We start from the raw sequence: 22,182 nt of genomic DNA, 5'->3' as shown, positions 1-22,182 counted from the left end.
TGTTTTTCCGTCCCGCGTGCGTCCCGGTCACCGGCGCCCTTAACGATAGGGTGCGTCGGCTTCAAGATTGGCAGCGATGGCCCGTTCCCATTTGTCACCATTCGCGAGCAGTTTTGCCTTGTCATAAAGCAGTTCCTCGCGGGTTTCGGTGGCGTATTCAAAGTTTGGACCCTCAACCACGGCATCAACCGGGCAGGCCTCCTGACAGAAACCGCAATAAATGCACTTGGTCATGTCGATGTCGTAACGCGTCGTGCGGCGGCTGCCGTCTTCGCGCGGTTCGCTCTCGATGGTAATCGCCTGCGCAGGGCAAACGGCCTCGCACAGCTTGCACGCGATGCAGCGTTCCTCGCCATTGGGATAGCGGCGCAGCGCATGTTCACCGCGAAACCGCGGGCTAAGCGGCGATTTTTCGAACGGATAGTTGATCGTCAGCTTGGGCTTGAAGAAATACTTCAAGGTCAGCGCATGAGCCTTGAGAAATTCCCAGAGGGTGAACGATTTTAAGAGCTGGGTTGCGGTGGTCATGAGAAATGCCCTGTGGCCATAAGGTAGCCAGAGATAAGTACGACGAAGATCAGGCTCATTGGGAGAAACACTTTCCAGCCAAGCCGCATCAGCTGGTCATAGCGGTAACGCGGCACGGTCGCCCAGATCCAGCTGAACATGAAGAAGAACATGAAGGTCTTGAGCAGGAACCACACGATCCCCGGCACCCAATACAGCGGCGCCCATTCGACCGGAGGCAGCCACCCGCCCATGAACAGGATCGTGCACAGCGAACACATCAGCAGGATGTTGGCATATTCACCGAGCCAGAACAGCGCGAAGCTCATGCTAGAATATTCGGTCTGATACCCGGCGACGAGTTCAGATTCCGCCTCGGTCAGGTCGAACGGCGCGCGCGCGGTTTCTGCCAGCGCAGAGATAAAGAACACTACAAACATCGGGAACAGCAGCGGATGAACGAAATGCGCGTTGATGAAGCCAAGGCCAAAGCCTTTCTGGGCCAGCACGATATCGCTCATATTGAACGACTTCGTCCACAACACGACGCACACCAGAACAAAGCCGATGGACACCTCGTAAGAGATCATCTGGGCAGCGGCGCGCATGGCGGAGAAGAACGGGTACTTGGAGTTGGACGCCCAACCGCTCATCACCACGCCGTATACGCCAAGCGAGCTGATCGCGAGAATATAGAGCAGGCCAACATTGATGTCAGACACCACGACGCCATCGGCAAACGGGATCACTGCCCACGCGGCGAGGGCGACGGTAAAGGTGATGATCGGCGCGAGCAGGAAAATACCCTTGTTCGCGGCGCTCGGAATGATGGTTTCCTGCAGGAAGACCTTTAGCCCGTCGGCAAAACTTTGCAGCAGCCCAAACGGTCCCACCACATTGGGCCCGCGCCGCAACATGATTGCGCCCAGCACCTTACGGTCGACATAGATCACCATCGCGACCGAGAACATGACCAGCAGCGAGATTGTGATGATCCCGGTCAGCGTCGCGACGGTCCATGCCCATTCATAGGACATTCCGAGGTCTTGGAAGAATTCGGTCACTCTGCCGGACCTTTCATCTTGTCATAAATTGCGATGAGAACGTGAAGGAAAGCGCCGCTCGAGATCAGGTATGCAGCTTCCGCAAAACCCCAATAGATGGCGGCTGAACGCGAGACAAAACGGGCGCTTTCAAGCCCTCCGATCGCGCCGGCGTAGGTATAGCTCGCCTCGACCATGCTCAACTCGTTGAAGACCCGCCAAAGCCCCATCAGCAATGCGAGCGTGTAAAAGGCATAGGGTAGCCTGCGAAGGAGGATAGGAAGCTCGGTCACTCCGCAGCCTCCCTGATTTCGTCCGCATGAAGCAGCTCATCCGAACATTGCTGCATCACTGCACTGGCGCGGGCGATCGGGTTGGTAAGGTAGAAGTCAGCAATCGGATATGCGCTGATGGTGCCTTCCGCTTTCGCGCTGCTGTCCGCATTTGGAAGCGCGCCATAGTCCGCGAGACCCTCTCCGCCCAGTGCGGGCACTTCGGCGATCATCTTGCCTTGCAGTTCTTCAAAGCTGTCGAAACCGACATTCACACCCAGCGCATCGGCCAGCGCGCGAAGGATCGTCCAGTCCTCACGCGCATCTCCGGGTGCAAACACGGCCTTTTCAGCAAATTGCACGCGGCCTTCGGTGTTGACGTAGGTGCCGTCTTTCTCGGCATAACTGGCCGCTGGCAGGATAATGTCCGCAGCATGTGCGCCGACATCGCCGTGGTGGCCGATATAGACTTTCAGACTGTCCGTGAACGGTTCGTAATCCATCTCGTCCGCACCCAGGCTCAGGAGCACTTTGGGTGCTTTGGCTGCCAGGTCGGCCATGCCGCCTTCGACTGTGAAACCGAGCATCAGCGAACCCATGCGCGCCGCGCTCATGTGCAGCACGTTAAAGCCATTCCATCCATCACGAACCAGCTTGAATTTGTCGATCAGTTTCAGCGCAGGCGCAAGCGCACCGCTCGCCAAGGCTGCCCCGCCAAGAATGACCGCCGGACGCTCCGCCGCTTTCATCGCATCGCCCAAAGCTTTAGGTATGCGGTTCAACACCGTGAGGTCTTGGCCAAGGAACTGCGCCGGATACGTCGTTTCCCATTCAGGGCCGACCACGAACACCTTCGCCCCGCCCTTCACAGCCTTGCGAAGGCGCGCATTCACCAGTGCCGCTTCCCAGCGGATATGGCTGCCGACGATCAGGATTGCATCAGCCGTTTCAATCCCGCTGAGCGTCGAGTTGAAATTGACTGCAGCAATATTACTTACGTCGTAGGTCATGCCGGTCTGGCGCGCTTCGATCTGCGTAGAGCCACATGTCTTCAGCAAGGTTTTGGCGGCAAACATCGTTTCGCAGTCAACCATGTCGCCAGCGACGGCAGCAATCGACGATTTCTTGGAGCCAAGCTGCGCTGCAATGGCGTCAAAAGCCTCGTTCCATGAAGCAGGAGCGAGTTTGCCGCCTTTCCGCATGAACACCTTGTCCAGACGGCGCTTTGACAGACCATCGACCTGATAGCGGCCTTTATCCGAAAGCCATTCCTCGTTGACGTCATCATTGATGCGCGGGAGCGCACGCATGACTTCGCGGCCCTTCGAATGGAGCGAGATATTGGCGCCAACCGCGTCGGAGACATCGATACTGAGGGTGCGCTTCAATTCCCATGGACGCGCTTCAAACGCATAGGGCCGCGACGTGAGCGCACCGACGGGGCACAGGTCGATCACATTCGCGCTAAGTTCGTGCGCGGCGGCCTGTTCGAGATAGGTCGTGATCTGCATGTCCTCGCCGCGATACAGCGCGCCGATTTCGTCCACGCCCGCGATCTCTTCAGAAAAGCGCACGCAGCGTGTGCAGTGGATGCAGCGGGTCATGATCGTTTTGATCAGCGGGCCCATATATTTCTCGGTCACAGCCCGCTTGTTCGCGGTGTAGCGAGAATCTCCGCGGCCATAAGCGACGGCCTGATCCTGCAAATCGCATTCACCGCCTTGATCGCAAATCGGGCAATCGAGCGGGTGATTGATGAGAAGAAATTCCATCACACCTTCGCGGGCCTTTTTGACCATCGGCGTGTCGGTGCGAATTTCCTGATTGTCGGCAGCGGGCAGCGCGCAACTTGCCTGCGGCTTTGGCGGGCCCGGCTTCACCTCGACCAGACACATGCGGCAATTGCCCGCGATGCTGAGCCGTTCGTGATAGCAGAAACGCGGGATTTCCTTCCCCGCAAGCTCGCAAGCCTGAAGGACAGTCGCGCCTGCTGGGACTTCGATTTCTTCGCCGTCTACGGTGACTTTAGGCATTATTCGGCTGCCTCTGCAAACTGTGCATTGTGCTCGTGGATGCGCTTTTCCAGTTCGGGACGGAAATGGCGGATAAGGCCCTGGATTGGCCATGCTGCTGCATCGCCGAGCGCGCAGATCGTGTGGCCTTCGACCTGTTTGGTCACTTCATGCAACATATCGATTTCCTCGATGGCCGCATTGCCGGTGCGCAGGCGCTCCATCATGCGCCACATCCAGCCTGTGCCTTCGCGGCACGGGGTGCACTGGCCGCAGCTTTCATGTTTGTAGAAATACGAGATGCGGCTGATCGCGCGGACGATATCGGTGGATTTGTCCATCACGATAACCGCCGCCGTGCCAAGGCCGCTGCCAAGTTCTTTCAGCCCGTCGAAATCCATCGGCGCACTGCGGATTTGGTCAGCCGGAACCAACGGAACCGACGATCCGCCGGGAATCACCGCGAGCAGATTGTCCCACCCGCCGCGAATGCCGCCGCAATGCTTCTCGATCAGCTCCTCGAACGGGATGCTCATCTCTTCTTCGACAACGCACGGCTTTTGGACATGACCGGAGATCTGGAACAGCTTGGTCCCGTGATTGCCCTCCCGGCCAAAACTGGAGAACCAAGACGCACCGCGCCGCAGGATTGTCGGCACGACCGCAATTGATTCCACATTGTTGACCGTGGTGGGGCAGCCATACAGGCCCGCGCCTGCCGGGAATGGCGGTTTAAGGCGTGGTTGGCCCTTTTTACCTTCAAGGCTTTCGATCATCGCGGTTTCTTCGCCGCAAATATAGGCGCCCGCCCCGCGGTGCATGAATACATCGAAATCGTAGCCGGTGCCGCTGGCATTCTTGCCAATCAGTCCAGCGTCATACGCCTCGTCGATCGCCGACTGGAGCGTTTCAGCCTCACGGATGTATTCGCCGCGAATGTAGATGTATGCAGCGCGCGCGCGCATCGCGAAGCCTGCGATCAACGCGCCTTCGATCAGCTTGTGCGGATCGTGCCGGATGATCTCGCGGTCCTTGCATGATCCAGGCTCGGACTCGTCGGCATTGATGACGAGGAAGCTCGGGCGGCCATCCTTGCTCTCTTTTGGCATGAATGACCACTTGAGGCCGGTGGGGAAACCCGCCCCGCCCCGTCCGCGTAGGCCGGATGCTTTCATCTCTTCGATGATTGAGTCATTGCCCCGCTCAATGAGGGCTTTCGTCCCGTCCCAATCGCCGCGCGCTTGCGCAGCTTTCAGACCCCAGTCTTGAAAGCCGTAGACATTGGTAAAGATGCGGTCCTTGTCAGCCAGCATCGCGGTCATCCTTCGTTTTAGCCATTTTCAATTGGCGCAGACACAGCACCTGAAAAATTAATCCCATTCCCATCAAGGCGATCCCAACCGGACGCTCGCCCGTCGCGGCGAGATACGCCCCGGCGAAAAATCCGACCAGTCCGGCCATCGCAAGAGCAATGACAGCGCCGTTCATGCGAACACTCCCTGCTGATACATTCCGGCCAAAATGGCCGCGATCAGCACGATCACACCAACCCGCATCAGGCCCATCAGCACCTTGTAAGCGATGAAGGCGAGCGCGAGAGCAACGATGATCGCAAGAATATCCACGGCCTACCACTCACCCCGATAATCGTGGTTCGCATCGACCATTTCTGTAAGCGTGGTTGGCCCGCCAGATGGCTCAGAAGTGTGGCGGCCAGGCTCCTGCGTGCCGGATTTGGGCTGCTCACCCTTGGCAAGCATATCCAGAACCGCGTCGAGCCGTTCGACGGTCAAATCTTCGTAATTGTCATCGTTGATCTGGACCATCGGCGCGGTGGCGCAATTGCCCATGCACTCCACTTCGGTGAGGGTCCAGAGGCCATCCTCGGACACTTCACCCTTCTTCATGCCGCGCGATTTGCACGCAGAAATGATGTCGTCCGATCCGCGCAGCATGCACGGCGTCGTGCCGCAGACCTGCACGTGGAATTTGCCGACCGGCTTCATGTTGTACATGAAATAGAACGTTGCCACTTCGAGCACGCGGATGGCAGGCATATCGAGATAATCGGCGACATATTCGATCACCGGCATTGGCAGCCAGCCCTGCGTATCTGTCTCTTCGCCAACTTGACGCTGGGCGAGATCGAGCAGCGGCATCACCGCCGATTTCTGACGGCCTTCGGGGTATTTCGCGATGTGGTAATCCGCCTTCACCTTGTTGGCTTTCGACCACGCGAATTTGCCCCAGCGTTCGCGGAGTTCTGGCGTGTCTGGTGCGGGAGTACGATCAGCCATTGCTCGCCCCTAAGAGATAGCCAATTTCGTATCCACCCCAATATGCTGCCGGTAAAAGTGCGCTTGTAGCGGCAATGATTGCGACATTCTTTTTCAACTTACTCACCGGTCACACTCCCCGAACACCACATCGATCGCACCCAAAATGGCGGTCGCGTCTGGCAGCATGTGGCCCTTCGCCATGAAATCCATCGCCTGGAGATGGCTGAACGCAGTCGGTCGGATTTTGCAGCGATATGGCTTGTTGGTCCCGTCGCTTACGAGATAGACGCCGAATTCACCCTTGGGGCTTTCCGTGGCGACGTAGACTTCACCTTCGGGCACGTGGAAGCCCTCGGTGTACAGCTTGAAGTGGTGGATCAGGCTTTCCATTGACTGCTTCATTTCGCCGCGTTTGGGAGGTACGATCTTATTGTCGCTGCTGGCGACCGGCCCCTCAGGCATATCGCGCAGGCACTGTTTGATGATCTTAGCGCTTTCGCGAACTTCTTTCACGCGCACCATGAAACGGTCATAGCAGTCCGAATTGGTCCCAACCGGAATGTCGAATTCCATGCGGTCATATACATCATAAGGCTGCGATTTGCGCAGATCCCACGGAATGCCGGCGGCGCGGATCATCGGCCCGCTAAAGCCCCATGCCACCGCATCCTCGCGGCTGACCACGGCGATATCGACGTTGCGCTGTTTGAAAATGCGGTTGTCCATGACAAGGCTCATCGCATCGTCGAACAGCTGGAAAAACCGGTTGTCGAGCCAGTCGCCGATATCGACGAGCAGCTTTTCCGGCACATCCTGATGCACACCGCCCGGACGGAACCACGCCGAATGCATCCGCGCACCCGACGCCCGCTCGAAGAAGTTCATGCAATCTTCACGCAGATCCATGATCCACAGGTTCGGCGTGAACGCGCCGACGTCAAGAACGTGCGCGCCCATGTTGAGCATGTGGTTGGAAATGCGCGTCAGCTCGGCGAACAGCACGCGTAGGTACTGCGCGCGCTCCGGCACTTCGAGATTTAGCAGCTTCTCAATCGCGAGCACATACGAGTGCTCCTGACACAGCGGCGAGCAGTAATCGAGGCGGTCGAAATACGGCAACGCCTGCAAATAGGTCTTCTGCTCGATCAATTTTTCGGTTCCGCGATGAAGCAGGCCGACATGCGGGTCGATCCGCTCGATCACTTCGCCGTCCAGCTCCATGATCATGCGCAGAACGCCGTGAGCAGCCGGATGCTGCGGACCGAAATTGATCGTGTAATTCGTGATGACGTTGCCGTCGGTGGTGGGGGATTCTTCCAGTTGCATTGGTTTTACTCGGCCCCCTTCTCATCGGTTTCGATTTCCACCTCGACCATGTCGGGCGGCACGGCATCGGTTCCTTCGGCGGCATTCTCTTCGGCTTTTGCGCCCGCGCCCGTGTCAGCCGGGCTTTCGGTTACCTTTGGCTTGTCCACGTCTGGCGGACCATCAGCCTTTTCGTCACCGGGCAGCACATAATCAGAGCCTTCCCACGGCGAGAGGAAATCGAATGTGCGCATATCCTGCGGCAGTTCCACAGGCTCGTAAACGACGCGCTTTTCCTCCTCGGAATAACGCAATTCGGTATAGCCGGTCATCGGGAAATCCTTGCGGAAAGGATGCCCTTCGAACCCGTAATCGGTGAGGATGCGGCGCAGATCCTTGTTACCCGCAAACGTCACGCCGTACATGTCGAACACTTCGCGCTCCAGCCACCCGGCATTAGGCCAAAGCGTGGTGACGGTCGGAACGGGTGTGTTCTCATCCGTCGAACACTTCACGATGACGCGGTGGTTCTTGGTGAGCGACAGGAGCATGTAAACACATTCGAACCGCTCGGCGCGGTCTGGGTAATCGGCGCCCGCAATTTCCATCAATTGCTGGTATTTGTGTTCATCGCGCAGCGTGCGCAGAACATCCTCGATTGCGCCGCGCTGCACGGTGAATATGATTTCACCATGCTTCTCCTGCGCGTCGAGAACCCAGACGCTGATGCTTTCGCTAAGCTCGTCGATCACGCCTGAGTTTGAGGCGTATTTCGGGGCGGAGTGGTGGACAGCCATGATTACCGCTCAATCGTCCCTGTGCGGCGAATTTTCCGCTGCAATTGCATGACGCCGTACAGCAGCGCCTCAGCCGTGGGAGGGCAACCGGGCACGTAAATATCGACCGGCACAATCCGGTCGCAGCCGCGAACGACACTGTAGGAATAGTGGTAGTAACCGCCGCCATTGGCGCAGCTGCCCATGCTGATCACATATTTCGGATCGGACATCTGGTCATAAACCTTGCGCAGCGCCGGAGCCATTTTGTTGCACAGCGTGCCTGCGACAATCATCAGGTCCGACTGGCGCGGCGATGCGCGCGGAGCAGCGCCAAACCGCTCCATGTCATAACGCGGCATGTTGGCGTGGATCATCTCGACCGCGCAGCAGGCAAGGCCGAACGTCATCCACCACAGCGACCCCGTGCGGGCCCACTGGAATACGTCCTCAGTCGATGTGACCAGGAAACCCTTGTCGTTCACTTCTGTCTGGAGCGCGTTGAAATAATCTGCGTCAGGCGTGCGAACTTCGCCGCCTTTTGCGGTAGGCATGGTTGCAGCCGCCTCTGCCGCGCTGATCGGCGCGGTCGGAGGGGTGATGATCGTGGAGTTCTGCGAGTTGCTCATTCCCAGTCCAGAGCTCCTTTCTTCCATTCATATGCAAGGCCAACGGCGAGGATGAACAGGAACGTCATCATACCGATCCAGCCAACCCACTGTGTTTCGCCAAGGCTGACGGCCCACGGAAACAGGAACGCTGCCTCAAGGTCGAAGATGATGAAACTGATCGCGACCAGGTAAAACCGCACATCAAACTGACTGCGCGCATCCTCGAACGCGGGAAAGCCGCATTCATATTCGCTGAGCTTATCGGCATCCGGGTTGTGCGAGCCGGTAAGACGCGAGACGCCCATCGGCAGAAACACGAACAGCACCGACAGGCCAAAGGCGATGACAATAAAGATCAGTATCGGCAGATACTGGCTGAGATCGATCACAGCGATTTCCAAGTTAATTTATCCCTAGCGCCCGCGTCTAGGCGTGTCGTTTCGGCCGCGCAAGGGTGCGACTCGGGCAAATCAGCGCATTATTGTTGCATAAAAGCGAACGGCAGATCGGCCTCGCGCGTTTTGCCTTATTTCATCATCCCGGCAGCGGCCTTGCGCGTGCCCTTGCCATATGGCGGTTTGAAACCGCCCAGCTTGGCAACATCGATCTTTGGCTGCTGATAAACAGCGCGCGCGTGGCTGAATTCGCGGAAACCCTCGACCGCGTGATAGCTGCCCATGCCTGATGGACCGACACCGCCAAATGGCAAATCCTCCATCGACACATGGAAGATCACGTCATTGGTCGTGACACCGCCGGAGATCGTGCGGGAGAGCACACGCTCTTGCTCCGCCTTTTCATCGCCGAAATAGTACAGGCCGAGCGGGCGATCATGTTCATTGACGTAATCGACCGCCTGATCGACCGCTTTGTACGTCATGACCGGCAGGACGGGGCCAAAGATTTCCTCCTGCATCACCTTCATGTCGTCGTTGACGTTCTTGATGATGTTGAGCGGCATCTTGCGCTGGTTCGCGTTCGAGAAATCCTCGTTGCCGGGATTGACCTCGATCACCTCGGCGCCTTTTTCGCGCGCATCTTCGACTAGACCCTGAAGCCGTTCAAAATGCCGGTCGGATACGATGGACGCATAGTCATCATTGTCGAGCAGGGTCGGATACATATTGCTGACACCGTTGGAGACACCCGCGACCGCTTCATCCTGCTTATCTTCGGGAACGATCATGTAATCCGGCGACAGGCAGATTTGCCCGGCATTCATCATCTTGCCCAGCGCAATGCGCTCACCCGCTTTTTCAAAATCGGCGCTACGGCCCATTATAACCGGCGACTTTCCGCCCAGCTCGAGTGTCACAGGCACAAGGTTTTCGGCTGCCGCCTGCATCACCCTGCGGCCCGTTTCGGTCGAGCCGGTGAAAACCAGATGATCGAATGGCAGCGAGGAAAACGCCGCGGCGACTTCAGGTCCGCCGGTGACGACAGCGACCTCGTCAGAGGTGAAGTACTCCTCCACCAGTTCCGCCATCAACAGACTTGTCCGCTCGGTAAATTCGCTCGGCTTGATCATAGCGCGATTGCCAGCTGCCAGAACTTGCATCAGCGGCGAAAACGCCAGGTTTACAGGGAAATTCCACGGGCTGAGGATGCCGATCACGCCTTTGGGTTCATAGCGAACCTCAGCTTTCGCGCCGAGCAAGGCCAGCGGAAATTGAACCGGGCGCTTATCCGGCTTGGCCCATTTATCCATATTCTTAAGCGCGTGTTTCCCTGCGCCCACTGTCCCGGCGATATCGGTCAGCATACTTTGTTCGATAGCGCGATTGCCGAAATCGGCGCTCATCGCCTTGCACAGGTTTTCCGCGTGCTCCTTCAGCAGGGACATGGCGCGTTTGATCCTGTCCTTGCGCATCGCCATTGATTCTGGCCGGGATGCGGTGAAGGCATCGCGCTGCAATTTCAAAAGGGCTTCGAGTTCTTCGCGGCGATCGTCGGCCATGGTCTGCTCCCGGAATGTCAGTTTTGTTTTGCCATCCTGTGTGATTGAAAGACGCGGCACTTGCAAGCGTGCCTGTTTTGCAGGCCAATTCGGTTTGAATTCATCGCAGCGCTTCATTACATCACGCGGCAACCATTCACCTCCCTTCAGGAGCCGATAAATGACCCAGTTTTCCGCCGCCGACCCGATTGTGATCCTTTCCTATGCCCGCACTCCGATGGGCGGGATGCAGGGCGCCCTGTCCGATGTCTCGGCCACTGACCTTGGTGCAACTGCGGTGAAGGCAGCGGTTGAACGGTCCGGTATTGCGGGTGAGGATTTCGACCGCGCTTACATGGGCTGCGTGCTGCCTGCCGGTCTGGGTCAGGCTCCGGCGCGCCAGGCGGTGATCAAGGGCGGCCTGCCAGAATCAGTTCAGGCAACCACCGTAAACAAGGTGTGCGGCAGCGGCATGCAGACCGTCATCATGGGCGCAGAGGCGCTGGCGAGCGGAACGATCGACATGGTTGTCGCAGGCGGCATGGAGAGCATGACGAACGCGCCCTATCTGCTTAAAAAGCACCGCTCTGGCGCGAGGATCGGCCACGATACCGCATATGATCATATGTTCCTCGACGGGTTGGAGGATGCTTACGAAGAAGGCCGCGCAATGGGCACTTTCGCGCAGGACACAGCCAACGAATATCAGCTGACGCGCGAGAATATGGACGAATACTCCATCGAATCGCTGCGCCGTGCAAATGCCGCCATCGAAAGCGGCGCGTTCGCCGATGAAGTTGTCCCGGTCAGCTATTCCACCCGCAAAGGCGACGTGACTGTCGATACTGACGAACAGCCCGGCCGCGGCCGTCCGGATAAAATCCCGACCCTGCGCGCGGCATTTGCCAAGGACGGCACCATCACCGCTGCGACATCAAGTTCAATTTCAGATGGCGCTGCCGCCGTCGTGCTCACCCGCGAGAGCGTTGCCAAGGAAAAGGGGGCTGAGCCTTTTGCGAAAATCGTTGCCATGGCAGCGCACGCACGCGAACCCAAAGACTTCACCATCGCCCCCGTTGGAGCCATCGAAAAAGTGCTCAAAAATGCCGGATGGAGCGTTGACGATGTGGAGCTTTGGGAAGTGAACGAAGCCTTTGCCTGTGTCGCAATGTTCGCGATGAAAGACATTGGTATCGATCATGCCAAGATCAACGTAAACGGCGGCGCAACTGCGCTGGGCCATCCCATCGGAGCGTCGGGAACGCGGATCATCGTGACCCTGCTCAACGCGCTTAAACAGCAGGGCAAGACGCGCGGGGTCGCCAGTCTGTGCATCGGCGGCGGAGAGGCCACCGCAGTGGCTGTGGAATTAGTTTAAGGGCAACTAGTCAAATGCCCAAGATTCTTTTTGCGTTACCCTACTTAATCATCGCTTTTCTCTTGGCGGCGCCGCTTGTAGTAAATTTCGGCGATAAGGACGATTTTCATTACGGTTGGATTATCGGTTTTTTTGGTGGCTTCGCAGTATTTGGCTTCATGTTGCTTCTGAAATGCCGGAAATGCGGACAGCGCATTTGGTTCGACTGGCTCATAAGATCCCATCGTTTTAATGTGCTTGAAGCCTATTGCCTGACGTTTGTTGGCAGTTACCGGAAATGCGGCAACAAAAATTTGCTTGAATAATTGTTGCCAAAACTCTCGCAGAAGGCTCGCTTTAAGGCTCTCCCGCGCCCCACAGCCGATCCTGATCGACCCAGCCAACGCGGCCGGTCACGTCGATCTCGCAACGGTCTTCTCGGCAGCGCAGCAGTTTTGCCACCACACCCGGTTCCGCTCGCCACCGGAGGGCTGATCCCCGATCGGCAGATTCGCGCAGTTCAATAGCACCTTCGCCAATTACCACTGTGCCGCGTGTCGGCGTCAGTTGGCTGGAGGCAATCCAACCGCGCACGCCCTCCGGATCTTCGACAAGCCGCCAGCTTTCACGCACCCGGACCACTTTAACCGGCAGTCCCTTCCGCTTGTACACCCAGTCGATCTTGTATTCCTGGCTTGGCCCAACGCGCATGAACACCCGGTCAAACCTGAGCGCCGCCCAATAGGGCACTTCGCGCAATTGCGCTTTCGCCGGACTGGGCGCGGTGGCCATCGTCAAAACGGCAAGCGCACACATCGCAGTCAGACAGAAGCCAGTGATTGATCGGAGCGCGGTCATGATGCGTAGATAGCGCCCCATTGGCGCACGCTTCAAGCGTGTAAAACTGTTTGCAAACGATATCTTTGATAGGGGCAGTGCCGCCAGCATCTTGACCGCCCTGCCCCTGTGGCCCTAGCCCGCTTTCATGGCCGCTACACACACACCGCCGCATTTCCCCTCTGGCAAACCCAAAGTGGTTGTGACCCGCCACCTGATGCCCAGCGTCGAAGCGCGGATGAGCGAGCTTTACGAGGCTGTGCTGAACACCGAAGACACGCCGATGACGCGCGATCAGTTGGTCGCGGCGATGCAAGACTGTGATGTGCTCGTCCCGGCAGTGACCGACCGTATTGATGGCGAAATGATTGCGGCTGCCAGCGACCGCCTGCGCCTGATTGCCAACTTTGGTGCGGGCACGGAACATATCGACCTTTCCGCTGCCGCTGCTCGAAAGATCATGGTCACCAATACGCCGGGTGTGTTCACAGAAGACACAGCCGATCTTGCGATGGCTGGCATTATCGGTGTGCCTCGCCGCATTCGTGAAGGCACCTCGCTGGTGCGCAGGGGCGAATGGACAGGATGGGCGCCATCCGGCCTGCTGGGAAGAAAACTCGGCGGCAAGGTGCTGGGCATTGTCGGCATGGGCCGCATCGGTCAGGCCGTCGCGCACCGTGCCCGCGCATTCGGGCTGGAGGTCATTTACTACAACCGCAAACCGCTTCCCGGCGCGCTCGAACAAATGCTGGGCGCGCGGTATGTCGGTTCGCTGGACGATCTGGTCGCAGAAGCGGACATTTTGACGCTGCACTGCCCGTTAAGCGAGGAAACGCGCGGCATGATTGATGAACGTCGCATCGCGTTGATGAAAGACGGCGCGAGCATCATCAACACCGCGCGCGGCGAACTGATTGATCAGGAAGCGATGATTGCGGCACTGTATTCGGGCAAACTTGTTGGGGCCGGGCTGGATGTCTATCCGAACGAGCCGCACGTGGACGAACGGCTGCTCCAACATCCCAACGTAATGACCCTGCCGCATATCGGCAGTGCAACCGCCGAGGGCCGCGAGGCCTCCGGCGAAAAAGTTATCGCCAATATTCGGTTCTGGGCTGACGGACATCGTCCACCCGATCAGGTTCTGACCGCATTGGTGCGCTAACGCGTCAAATGGCGCAGCTCGGGAAATCAGGCCACACTAGTTTGCCAGAGCTGCCTCGATTTGAACCCACTGTTCCGTTATAAATTTGCCCATCAAGAGCCGGCTCGCCGCTCTATGCATTGCCCGCTCGCGGTAGCGCAAAATCCACTCTCGAACTACATCTTCGGGCCAGCCAACCCACTCTCCTGCTACGTCTAGCAGATTTCTGTAAAATGCCGGTGCGACATCCTCTCGAAAAATTGCCTCGACTTCCGCATTGGAAAAGCTGCCGGCACGCGCAGTGCGGGCAATATGCTGGTACAGCTGCGGCGTTGGCTCCGTATCAAGAAACAGATCGGATAGAACCACCCAAAGGGGCAGACGCCGCTCTATTTCGGCATCAGAGAGTTCGCCTGGCCCCAGTGGATCAGTCTCCGGTCAAAATCCGCTCGACCAGTTCGCCCACACTGGGTGTGTAATTGTTCGAGTAGAACGGATCCTGCTTGAATTTATAAGCCGCATGTCCGGCAAAGGCGAGATTGTCATCCGGGTGACCGCCGTGTGCGATATCCTGCAGCGTTTTCTGGATACAGAAACTGCGCGGATCAGCGAGCCGGCCAGTCGTGTAATCGTCGTGATCCTTCCAGCTGGAAAACTGGCAGTGCGACAGGCAGCCCATGCAGTCCTGCTGGTCTTTACGGATTGTGTCGCGCGCATCAGGTTCGACGAAGACGATGGTGCCGTCCGGAGTTTTAAGTGGCTCTGTGTGCCCTGCCCGCATCCAGGCGTCAGCTTTCACCTTGTCCTCAGGCATCACCCAGAAAGAGCGCGCCTTGCCCTCTTCGCCAAGCTGCACGGTCCCCTCTTCCTCGCCGCGTTTGAAGAACGGGATCTGGCGTTCGCTGCGGTGCATCAGGTCATAGAGGAACGGCGTTTTCACGGCGCTGGAATAGAACCCGGTGGGAGAGAATTTGTGCAGCAGGACATCGCCCGGCTCAACCGTGCGCAGCATGTCTTTCCAGACCTGCGGGATCGGGCTTTCCTTCGTCAAAAGGGGCCGGGTGCCAAACTGAAACGCAATCTTGCCAAGCTCGGGATTGTCGATCCAGTCATTCCATTCACGCAGATGCCAGACACCGCCTGCCATCACGATAGGCACATCATCGCTGACGCCTTCCTTGCGCATCATTTCGCGCAAGGTTTTGACGCGCGGATACGGATCTTCCGGTTTGGTCGGGTCTTCGGCGTTGGACAGGCCGTTATGCCCGCCTGCCAGCCAAGGGTCTTCGTAAACGACCGCCGCCATCAGATGCGGCACGTTTTTGTAGCTTCGCTTCCAAAGCGCGCGAAACGCACGGCCCGAACTCACAATCGGCAGGTAGTGGACATTGTGCCGCTCGGCGATCTCCGCCAGTTTATATGGCATGCCTGCGCCGCAGGTCACGCCTGTGATCATGCCTTTGCAATTGGAGAGCACGCCCTCAAGAACTTCAGGCGCGCCGCCCATTTCCCACAGCACATTGATGTTGATCGCGCCCTTGCCGTTAGCGATTTCATACGCTTTTTTGACCTGCGTCGTAGCGCCATCGATAGCATACTGGATAAGCTGCTGATGACGTTCCAGCCGGGTCGCCTGCGGGTAGACCTGCGGGATCGGATCGCCGTTTTCGTCGTAACTGTCTGCGTTCACCGCAGAAACTGTGCCGATACCGCCTGCCGCCGCCCACGCGCCGGAGCTTTCGTGATTGGTCGCCGAAACGCCCTTGCCGCCCTCGATAACAGGCCACACTTCGCGCCCGCCATACATGATCGGGCTAAGTCCCTTGAACAATGAATAACTCCCCTACGCGCAAATCACAGCGCGAAATTTGATGTTGACCCTTAGGGTTGCGAACCGGACAGTCAATGTCGGTCGCGGAATGAAACCGGAATATCTACCCGTTGCTGCAAGCCTCGATTGCCTCGGGCTCGGAACGGGACTCTCCGCGTTCAAACCGAGCGAAATATCCACGGATATCGGGACGCTCGATAAATTCTACAAGCCGGAAACCCACCGCGCCGAATTCACAAAAGAGCAATTTGGGCGGAATGCCGTGCCTGTCAGTCGGTCTGTCGACGTCAACGACAATGATCTGGCCGTTTTCTGCCAGCGCAGGCCAAAGCCGCCATAGAAAGGCGTATGGCTCTGTCACTTCGTGATACATATGCACGAGGAAAATGCGGTCGAAACTGTCGGTCGGCAATTGCGGATCGTCTGCGCGGCCCAATTTGATCGAGATGTTTTCGAGCCTCTCGCGTTCGACCCGGCGCCCCAGCCTTTCCAGCGCATCCCGGCTGATATCCTGCGCCAAGACGCGGCCATCGCTGCCAACGCGCTGGGCAAGGCGGACGGTGTAATATCCCTCTCCCGCACCGATATCAGCGACTGTTGTGCCTTCCTCGATATCGGCGAGGTCCATGACCACCTGCGCTTCGTTGCGCTCGTCACGCGCGTCTTCGTTTGAAAACTGGTTTGAGACAACCTCGGCAACGGGCCTGTCCGGTTCAGGAAATTCGAGCGCGGTTGCCGGGCGCTCCGGCGCAGGCGCGAACTGGTCGCAGCCAGCGATCAGCACCGCCATTGCCGCCAACAAAGCAGTCCCGGCGCGCATTATTCCACGTCCTCGATCTCGACCGTCTCCCCGGTCACGCGCTGCGCGAGGGCGGCAGAAATAAACTCGTCAATCTCACCGTCGAGCACTTTGTCAGGCGAACTGGAGGTCACGCCGGTGCGCAGATCCTTCACCATCTGATACGGCTGCAGGACATAGGAACGGATTTGATGGCCCCAGCCAATATCGCTTTTTTCCTGATACTCGCTGCCCGCGGCCGCTTCTCTTTCGGCCATTTCCCGCTCGAACAGGCGCGCTTTCAGCATATTCATCGCGGTGGCGCGGTTTTTGTGCTGGCTGCGATCATTCTGGCTCGCGACCACAATGCCGGTTGGCTGGTGGGTGATGCGCACGGCGGAATCGGTGGTGTTGACGTGCTGACCGCCTGCGCCCGATGCGCGGTAGGTGTCGATCTTGAGGTCGGAGGGATCAATCTCGATCTCGATGTCATCGTCGATGACGGGATACACCCAGACGCTGGAAAAGCTTGTGTGGCGTTTCGCGGCGCTGTCATACGGGCTGATCCGCACGAGCCGGTGCACGCCGCTTTCGGTCTTTGAATACCCGTAGGCGCCGTCGCCCTTGATCAGCAATGTGGCAGACTTGATCCCAGCCTGATCGCCTGCCTGATATTCGACCGTTTCGATCTTGAACCCGCGCCGTTCAGCCCAGCGGCCATACATGCGAAAGAGCATTTCCGCCCAGTCCTGGCTTTCCGTGCCGCCAGCGCCAGCGTGGATTTCAAGATAGGTGTCGTTCGGATCAGCCTCTCCCGATAACAGCGCCTGGACCTTGTCCGCATCGGCACGTTTGGCGAGCCTTTCAAGGCTGGCGAGACCATCGTTGACGATGCTTTCCTCGCCCTCCGCATCGCCCATTTCGATGAACTCAACTGCATCGGCCATCTCGGCAGAGATTTCGCGCACGGTGTTTACTGCTGTCTCCAGCGTTTTCTGCTCTCGGCTGATAGCCTGCGCTTCTTTTGGATTGTCCCACAAGGTCGGGTCCTGAACGCGCGCATCCAGCTCATCAAGACGGCGCAGCGCGCGGTCCCAATCGAGCGATTGGCGAACCAGGTCGAGAGCGGCCTCGATCCGGTCGATATTGGCTTGGGCCTCGGCCCGCATAGACTATCCTTCAAATCTCGATTTGGCCTACCGCTTAACGCGGAGGCAGCGATTGTAAAGCATCGCGGCGGGTGTCTCCCCGCCTTGCAGCCTATTTGGAGATTGATTTGACCGCGGCAAGCGTGCGCGACACGTGCTCGCGGTAATCGCCGCTGGAATAGACATAGGCAATCCGGCCATCGGGCGCGATGACATAGGACGTGCGGCTGGCAAGGTCGCCCTGCCCGAGTGCGACGTCATACGCTTCGATCAGGCGCGCGCTCGCCGTACCCACAGGAAAGGCATCGCGGCATTCTTCGCGGCTGAACCGTTTGAGCGTTTCAATATCATCGCCCGACATGCCGATTACGCTGGCGCCGGCGGCCCGGAATTGCGGCATCGCATCGGCAAATGCGTTTGCCTCTAGCGTGCAGCCTTTTGTGAAAGCCTTGGGGTAGAAATAGAGGACAACCGCCCCCTTGGCCAAAGCGGCGCGAAGGGAAAATCCGAATTCCTCACCCGCCATCGCAGCCTTCGCTGTGAAAACAGGTGCACGTTCGCCCGCGGGCAGCTCTGCCAACGCAGGCGATGCGATCCCGGCAAGCAGCAACGCGGCGGCAGCGATAGGGCGTGAGGCGATGTTCATAGCAGTCCAGTCTTTCGTGACAGCGGTTGGTGAAGCCGGATCAATAAATCCCGCCACTTTCCTCGACAAAATCGCTTGGCTGGTCAAAGCTTGAACCTTCGTTCCGGCCCGAACCGCCAGCCCGCGCGGTCCTGATAAGCTGGAGGATTTCCTCACGTTTTGCAGCGATCTCGTCCTGACGGGTTGAGCGATCCGGTTCGGTATCCGGCTTGAACGCCTCCCAGATGATTGCGCTTTTCGGATCGCCCGATGGCCATCCGTCGAACACGCGCTTACCCGTGCGGCGGTCTACACGCACCATGCGCACACCCGGCGGCGCAACAGCGGGATCATCGCTCCAGCGGTCGCGGCTATTTATAACAAAGTCTTTGAAGATCGGCGCGGCTGTGTTGCCGCCCTGCACATACCCGCCCAAATTGCGGGGCGTGTCGTATCCGATGTAAACGCCTGCCACGATTTCTGGCGAACCGCCGACGAACCAGGCGTTTGTCGGGCCAGTGGTCGTTCCGGTCTTGCCGAACAGCGGCAGTTCAAGATCGCGCAGGCGGGTGGCAGTGCCGCGTGTCACGACACCTTCGAGCATGTGGACGACCTGAAACGCGGTGCGCGGGTCCATCGCCTCACGGCCCATTGCGCCGGGACGAGGCATGGGTTCGCCGTCCCATTCGGGCATATTGCAGCCTTGACACTGCCGCTTATCCGCGCGCCAGATCACCTTGCCGCGCCGGTCCTGCACGTAGTCGATTACCGATGGTTCATGCAGCCGCCCGTGATTGGCGAGCGCGGCGTAGGCGTTGACCATATTTTCGACCGTCGTGTCGCCCGATCCCAGCGCCGATGCGTAGAATGGCTGGTGATCGCCGATGCCGACCTTTCTGAAAGTGTCGACGACCTTGTCCATGCCCGCTTCGGATGCGATGTGAACAGTCATGAGATTGCGGCTCTGCTCAAGCCCGAAACGCATCGGGTAGACCCCGCCGCCGCGGCTGCCGCCAAAGTTTGAAAAGCACTTATTGCCCAAACGCGCGCCCTGCCAGACACAGAATTCCTGATCGGGCACTTCGCTGGCCGGTGTGAGGCCGTTATCAAGGCCAGCGGCGTAGACGAATGGTTTGATCGTGGAGCCGGGCTGACGCTGCGCCTGTGTGGCACGGTTGAAATCTGACAAGCGGTGATCGAAACCGCCTTGCATGGCAAGAATGCGCCCGGTTTGAACCGACTGTGCGAGGAAACCGCCGGAAACGCCCGGAACGCTCTCTAACTTGAAACCTGACCCTTGCGGACTGACGGTGATGACATCGCCAGCCTTTAGCGAGTTGGGAAGGCCGGAAAGCGGCGCTTCGTCGCCATTAGAAAATCCGATCGTCGCGCTTGATCTGCTGCGCTGCGTTACGACGCCAACGCGCCAATCCTCGTAATTGACAGAGAGATAAGAGCTGGCAAGCTGGCTTGCCCAATTGCCCTCACTCACGTCGATTGTTGCAATCGCGCCCGACCAACCGCGCCCGCGCTGGTAACGCATCAACCCGTTGCGCAGGGCGTTACGAGCCGATTCCTGCAACTCGACGTCCAACGATGTGCGGACCCACAATCCGCCAGCATAGACGCTGTTGCCGCCATCCTCGGCAGTTTCGCCGAAATCGGCAATGAGCTGCCGGCGAACTTCTTCGAGAAAATACCCTGCATCGGCAGAACGCTGGGTGCGTTGGCGCACAAGGCCCAGCGGCATGGCGGATGCGGTGTCGCGCTCTGCGGCGGAAATATAGCCGTTCGCTTCCATCTGGCTGAGAACGAAGTCACGGCGGGCAAGTGCGGCCTGTTCCTGCCCGGACCGGCCATAGCGTTCCGGCGCCTTTGGCAGGATCGCTAGGAACGCCATTTCATGCAAATCCAGCTCGCCCACATCCTTGTCAAAATAGGCGCGCGATGCGGCCTGCACCCCGAATGACCTGCGGCCCAGCGGGATTTCATTGAGGTAAAGCTCAAGGATTTCCTGTTTGGACAGAACCTCTTCGATGCGGCTGGCCAGGATCATTTCCTTGAGCTTGCGCGTGACCGAATATTCATCGCCCAGCAGCAGGATTTTCGCCAATTGCTGCGTAATGGTGGAGCCGCCTACGGCCCGGTCGCCCGAGCCATATTTCGTGACATAATCGACCACGGCATTGGCAGTGCCCGTCAGATCGACGCCGCCATGGCTGAAAAATGTCTTGTCTTCGGCAGACAGATACGCGCCGACCAGATTTTCCGGATAATCCGGGTATTGCAACTGCACGCGGCGTTCACGGGCATAGGAATGCACGATTTCGCCGTCGATACCGCGCACGACGGTGGGCAGCGGCGTTTCATACTCCAGCAGCGAAGACGCCTCTGGCAAATCGCGCGCAAGCCATACAAACAGCGCCACCCACCCCACGATGCAAAGGCCGATGAAAACCGCAATAGCCTTGAACAGGAAGCTGCCGCGCCATTTCTCCAAAAACCATGCGCCAGCGCCGCTCAAATCGCGGTTGAAGCGATAGCGAACATATTGCGCGAAGTTCATCGAGGATGGAGCGTCAGTCATTATTCGGGCCGATTAGCACGGGTCACCCCGCCCTGCTAGCGTGTTTGAACAAAGTGCGCGGCGGTGTGCAAGGCCGCGCCTTAATGCCCGGTTAGCGCGCAGATCAAGGATCGGCCCGCCGTGCGAAATATACCCTTATTGCCTGCGCGAGGACATTCGCGAAATTTGCCTGACCCTCTTCGGTGGTGAGGCGCGCACGGTCTTCTTCGTTGGTGATAAACCCGCTTTCAAACAGGACCGAGGGAACATCGGGCGCGACCAGAACAGCGAGGTTTGCAGATCGGCGCGCGGTGGGATGGAAAACGATTTGGTTTTCGCCCTCCCGAGTGATCAGGGACGCAAACTCGGCTGCATCGTCCTGCGTGCGTGCCTGCGACAATTCGACAAGGATCGCGCTGACCTCTTCGCTTTGGTCCTCGATCTGGAGGCCGTTCACACGATCGGCCTGATTCTCCCGCGCGGCAAAGCGGGCTGCCGCCTCGCTCGATGCCTCGGTAGAGAGGGTATATATGCTTGCACCTGAAACATTGCCGAATTCACCCGCGGAATCGGCGTGTATCGACAGGAACAGGTCAGCCTCCAGCTGGCGCGCCATTTCCGGACGGTAATCGAGAGGGACCAGTTCATCCCCGTCCCGCGTCATCGCAACTCTAATGCCCCCTGCATCGATCAGCGCATCCCGCACACCTTGCGCAATGGCGAGCACAACATCCTTTTCCAGCACCTCGCCCCCTACCGCACCGTAATCGCGGCCCCCGTGACCGGCATCGATCACGACCAGCGGACGGCTGCGATCGGTTGGCCCCTCGACGCCGGGCAGCTGGAATTCAGGAGTGCTTTCATCGATCAGAAAACTGAGAACATATTCGCGGCCCAATGCCGGCACCGGGATTTTCAGGCCAAGCGCAAAGGCCGTCCCCAGCAGTATGGCGGGCACAGCGAATAGGATGATTAGGAGCGTGCGAATGCTCATTGCTTGCAGTGCTTAGGATGTTGCGCGAACAAAGCGCAATAGAGTTGCGGGACGAAACCCACGGTGCTAGTCGTATATTACTGAAACCTTGACTGCCGCTGCGTTAACTATTGCGTGGCAGTGATGTTTCTCTCGCAGGTTCGCCCGGTCATCCACCGCAA

General features: G+C 58.4%; 23 protein-coding genes. 3 read left to right on the top strand and 20 right to left on the bottom strand.

Annotation, left to right across the window (positions count from 1 at the left end; all coding sequences use genetic code 11):
• Positions 1 to 39 precede the first annotated feature (39 nt).
• From nuoI to ACGHU1_RS00485, 13 genes are all read right to left on the bottom strand, one after another.
• Complete coding sequence (gene nuoI / locus ACGHU1_RS00545; RefSeq protein ID WP_390582414.1) at positions 40 to 528, bottom strand: NADH-quinone oxidoreductase subunit NuoI; 489 nt, start codon at positions 526 to 528, stop codon at positions 40 to 42.
• Positions 525 to 1,571, bottom strand: a complete 1,047-nt coding sequence (nuoH, locus tag ACGHU1_RS00540) for an NADH-quinone oxidoreductase subunit NuoH (RefSeq protein ID WP_390582413.1) — start codon at positions 1,569 to 1,571, stop codon at positions 525 to 527. The genes nuoI and nuoH overlap by 4 nt, the downstream gene beginning before the upstream one ends.
• The gene (locus ACGHU1_RS00535) at positions 1,568 to 1,843 is read right to left on the bottom strand and encodes a hypothetical protein (RefSeq protein ID WP_390582411.1); all 276 of its coding nucleotides are present in this window, start codon (positions 1,841 to 1,843) and stop codon (positions 1,568 to 1,570) included. The genes nuoH and ACGHU1_RS00535 overlap by 4 nt, the downstream gene beginning before the upstream one ends.
• A complete protein-coding gene (gene nuoG / locus ACGHU1_RS00530; protein WP_390582409.1) occupies positions 1,840 to 3,855 on the bottom strand; it encodes an NADH-quinone oxidoreductase subunit NuoG in 2,016 nt (671 codons plus the stop codon). Before nuoG ends, ACGHU1_RS00535 begins: the two co-directional genes overlap by 4 nt.
• The gene (gene nuoF / locus ACGHU1_RS00525; RefSeq protein WP_390582408.1) at positions 3,855 to 5,147 is read right to left on the bottom strand and encodes an NADH-quinone oxidoreductase subunit NuoF; all 1,293 of its coding nucleotides are present in this window, start codon (positions 5,145 to 5,147) and stop codon (positions 3,855 to 3,857) included. The genes nuoG and nuoF overlap by 1 nt, the downstream gene beginning before the upstream one ends.
• Positions 5,137 to 5,322: a hypothetical protein gene (locus ACGHU1_RS00520; protein ID WP_390582406.1), complete on the bottom strand. Its 186-nt coding sequence runs from the start codon at positions 5,320 to 5,322 to the stop codon at positions 5,137 to 5,139. The genes nuoF and ACGHU1_RS00520 overlap by 11 nt, the downstream gene beginning before the upstream one ends.
• A complete protein-coding gene (locus ACGHU1_RS00515) occupies positions 5,319 to 5,459 on the bottom strand; it encodes a hypothetical protein (RefSeq protein WP_390582404.1) in 141 nt (46 codons plus the stop codon). The genes ACGHU1_RS00520 and ACGHU1_RS00515 overlap by 4 nt, the downstream gene beginning before the upstream one ends.
• A 3-nt stretch (positions 5,460 to 5,462) precedes the next feature.
• Positions 5,463 to 6,131, bottom strand: coding sequence for an NADH-quinone oxidoreductase subunit NuoE (gene nuoE, locus ACGHU1_RS00510; RefSeq protein WP_390582402.1), 669 nt, complete (start codon positions 6,129 to 6,131; stop codon positions 5,463 to 5,465).
• Positions 6,132 to 6,233: 102 nt separating this feature from the next.
• Complete coding sequence (locus tag ACGHU1_RS00505) at positions 6,234 to 7,439, bottom strand: NADH-quinone oxidoreductase subunit D (RefSeq protein WP_390582400.1); 1,206 nt, start codon at positions 7,437 to 7,439, stop codon at positions 6,234 to 6,236.
• A 5-nt stretch (positions 7,440 to 7,444) separates the two neighbouring features.
• Positions 7,445 to 8,215 carry an NADH-quinone oxidoreductase subunit C gene (locus ACGHU1_RS00500; RefSeq protein ID WP_390582398.1) on the bottom strand — a complete coding sequence of 257 codons (771 nt, stop codon included), beginning with the start codon at positions 8,213 to 8,215 and terminating at the stop codon, positions 7,445 to 7,447.
• 2 nt (positions 8,216 to 8,217) lie between these two features.
• Positions 8,218 to 8,748, bottom strand: a complete 531-nt coding sequence (locus tag ACGHU1_RS00495) for a NuoB/complex I 20 kDa subunit family protein (RefSeq protein ID WP_390583153.1) — start codon at positions 8,746 to 8,748, stop codon at positions 8,218 to 8,220.
• Between the two features lie 71 nt (positions 8,749 to 8,819).
• On the bottom strand, positions 8,820 to 9,194 hold the full coding sequence (locus tag ACGHU1_RS00490) for an NADH-quinone oxidoreductase subunit A (protein ID WP_390583151.1): 375 nt from the start codon (positions 9,192 to 9,194) through the stop codon (positions 8,820 to 8,822).
• A 137-nt stretch (positions 9,195 to 9,331) separates the two neighbouring features.
• Positions 9,332 to 10,762, bottom strand: a complete 1,431-nt coding sequence (locus tag ACGHU1_RS00485; RefSeq protein ID WP_390582396.1) for a coniferyl aldehyde dehydrogenase — start codon at positions 10,760 to 10,762, stop codon at positions 9,332 to 9,334.
• Between the two features lie 160 nt (positions 10,763 to 10,922).
• On the opposite strand from ACGHU1_RS00485, the gene ACGHU1_RS00480 reads away from it, so the two are divergent.
• Together ACGHU1_RS00480 and ACGHU1_RS00475 are read left to right on the top strand one after the other, a co-directional pair.
• Positions 10,923 to 12,119: a thiolase family protein gene (locus tag ACGHU1_RS00480; RefSeq protein ID WP_390582395.1), complete on the top strand. Its 1,197-nt coding sequence runs from the start codon at positions 10,923 to 10,925 to the stop codon at positions 12,117 to 12,119.
• A gap of 14 nt (positions 12,120 to 12,133) precedes the next feature.
• Positions 12,134 to 12,424, top strand: coding sequence for a hypothetical protein (locus tag ACGHU1_RS00475; protein ID WP_390582393.1), 291 nt, complete (start codon positions 12,134 to 12,136; stop codon positions 12,422 to 12,424).
• 31 nt (positions 12,425 to 12,455) lie between these two features.
• On the opposite strand, the gene ACGHU1_RS00470 is transcribed toward ACGHU1_RS00475, so the two are convergent.
• Positions 12,456 to 12,977, bottom strand: a complete 522-nt coding sequence (locus ACGHU1_RS00470; RefSeq protein ID WP_390582391.1) for an SH3 domain-containing protein — start codon at positions 12,975 to 12,977, stop codon at positions 12,456 to 12,458.
• Positions 12,978 to 13,083: 106 nt separating this feature from the next.
• Between ACGHU1_RS00470 and ACGHU1_RS00465 the strand changes: the two genes are divergently transcribed.
• Positions 13,084 to 14,100: a 2-hydroxyacid dehydrogenase gene (locus ACGHU1_RS00465; RefSeq protein ID WP_390582389.1), complete on the top strand. Its 1,017-nt coding sequence runs from the start codon at positions 13,084 to 13,086 to the stop codon at positions 14,098 to 14,100.
• Positions 14,101 to 14,506: 406 nt separating this feature from the next.
• Here ACGHU1_RS00465 and ACGHU1_RS00460 read toward each other — a convergent pair whose 3' ends face one another.
• The 6 genes from ACGHU1_RS00460 to ACGHU1_RS00435 form a co-directional block, all read right to left on the bottom strand.
• Complete coding sequence (locus ACGHU1_RS00460) at positions 14,507 to 15,910, bottom strand: NAD(P)H-dependent flavin oxidoreductase (RefSeq protein WP_390582387.1); 1,404 nt, start codon at positions 15,908 to 15,910, stop codon at positions 14,507 to 14,509.
• A 103-nt stretch (positions 15,911 to 16,013) separates the two neighbouring features.
• Positions 16,014 to 16,730 (bottom strand): class I SAM-dependent methyltransferase, encoded by a 717-nt coding sequence (locus ACGHU1_RS00455; RefSeq protein ID WP_390582385.1) that lies wholly within the window; start codon positions 16,728 to 16,730, stop codon positions 16,014 to 16,016.
• Positions 16,730 to 17,857 carry a peptide chain release factor 2 gene (gene prfB, locus ACGHU1_RS00450; RefSeq protein ID WP_390582383.1) on the bottom strand — a complete coding sequence of 376 codons (1,128 nt, stop codon included), beginning with the start codon at positions 17,855 to 17,857 and terminating at the stop codon, positions 16,730 to 16,732. The genes ACGHU1_RS00455 and prfB overlap by 1 nt, the downstream gene beginning before the upstream one ends.
• Positions 17,858 to 17,948: 91 nt before the next feature.
• A complete protein-coding gene (locus ACGHU1_RS00445) occupies positions 17,949 to 18,482 on the bottom strand; it encodes a peroxiredoxin (protein ID WP_390583149.1) in 534 nt (177 codons plus the stop codon).
• 40 nt (positions 18,483 to 18,522) lie between these two features.
• Positions 18,523 to 21,048, bottom strand: coding sequence for a penicillin-binding protein 1A (locus tag ACGHU1_RS00440; protein ID WP_390582381.1), 2,526 nt, complete (start codon positions 21,046 to 21,048; stop codon positions 18,523 to 18,525).
• A 103-nt stretch (positions 21,049 to 21,151) separates the two neighbouring features.
• Positions 21,152 to 22,021 (bottom strand): N-acetylmuramoyl-L-alanine amidase, encoded by an 870-nt coding sequence (locus ACGHU1_RS00435; protein ID WP_390582379.1) that lies wholly within the window; start codon positions 22,019 to 22,021, stop codon positions 21,152 to 21,154.
• Between the last annotated feature and the right edge of the window lie 161 nt (positions 22,022 to 22,182).

The sequence above is a fragment of the Erythrobacter sp. MTPC3 genome (genome assembly GCF_042854385.1).
Taxonomy (GTDB): Bacteria; Pseudomonadota; Alphaproteobacteria; order Sphingomonadales; family Sphingomonadaceae; genus Erythrobacter.
Note: the sequence above shows the minus strand (reverse complement) of the source record. Positions and strands in the feature narration are given on the sequence as shown.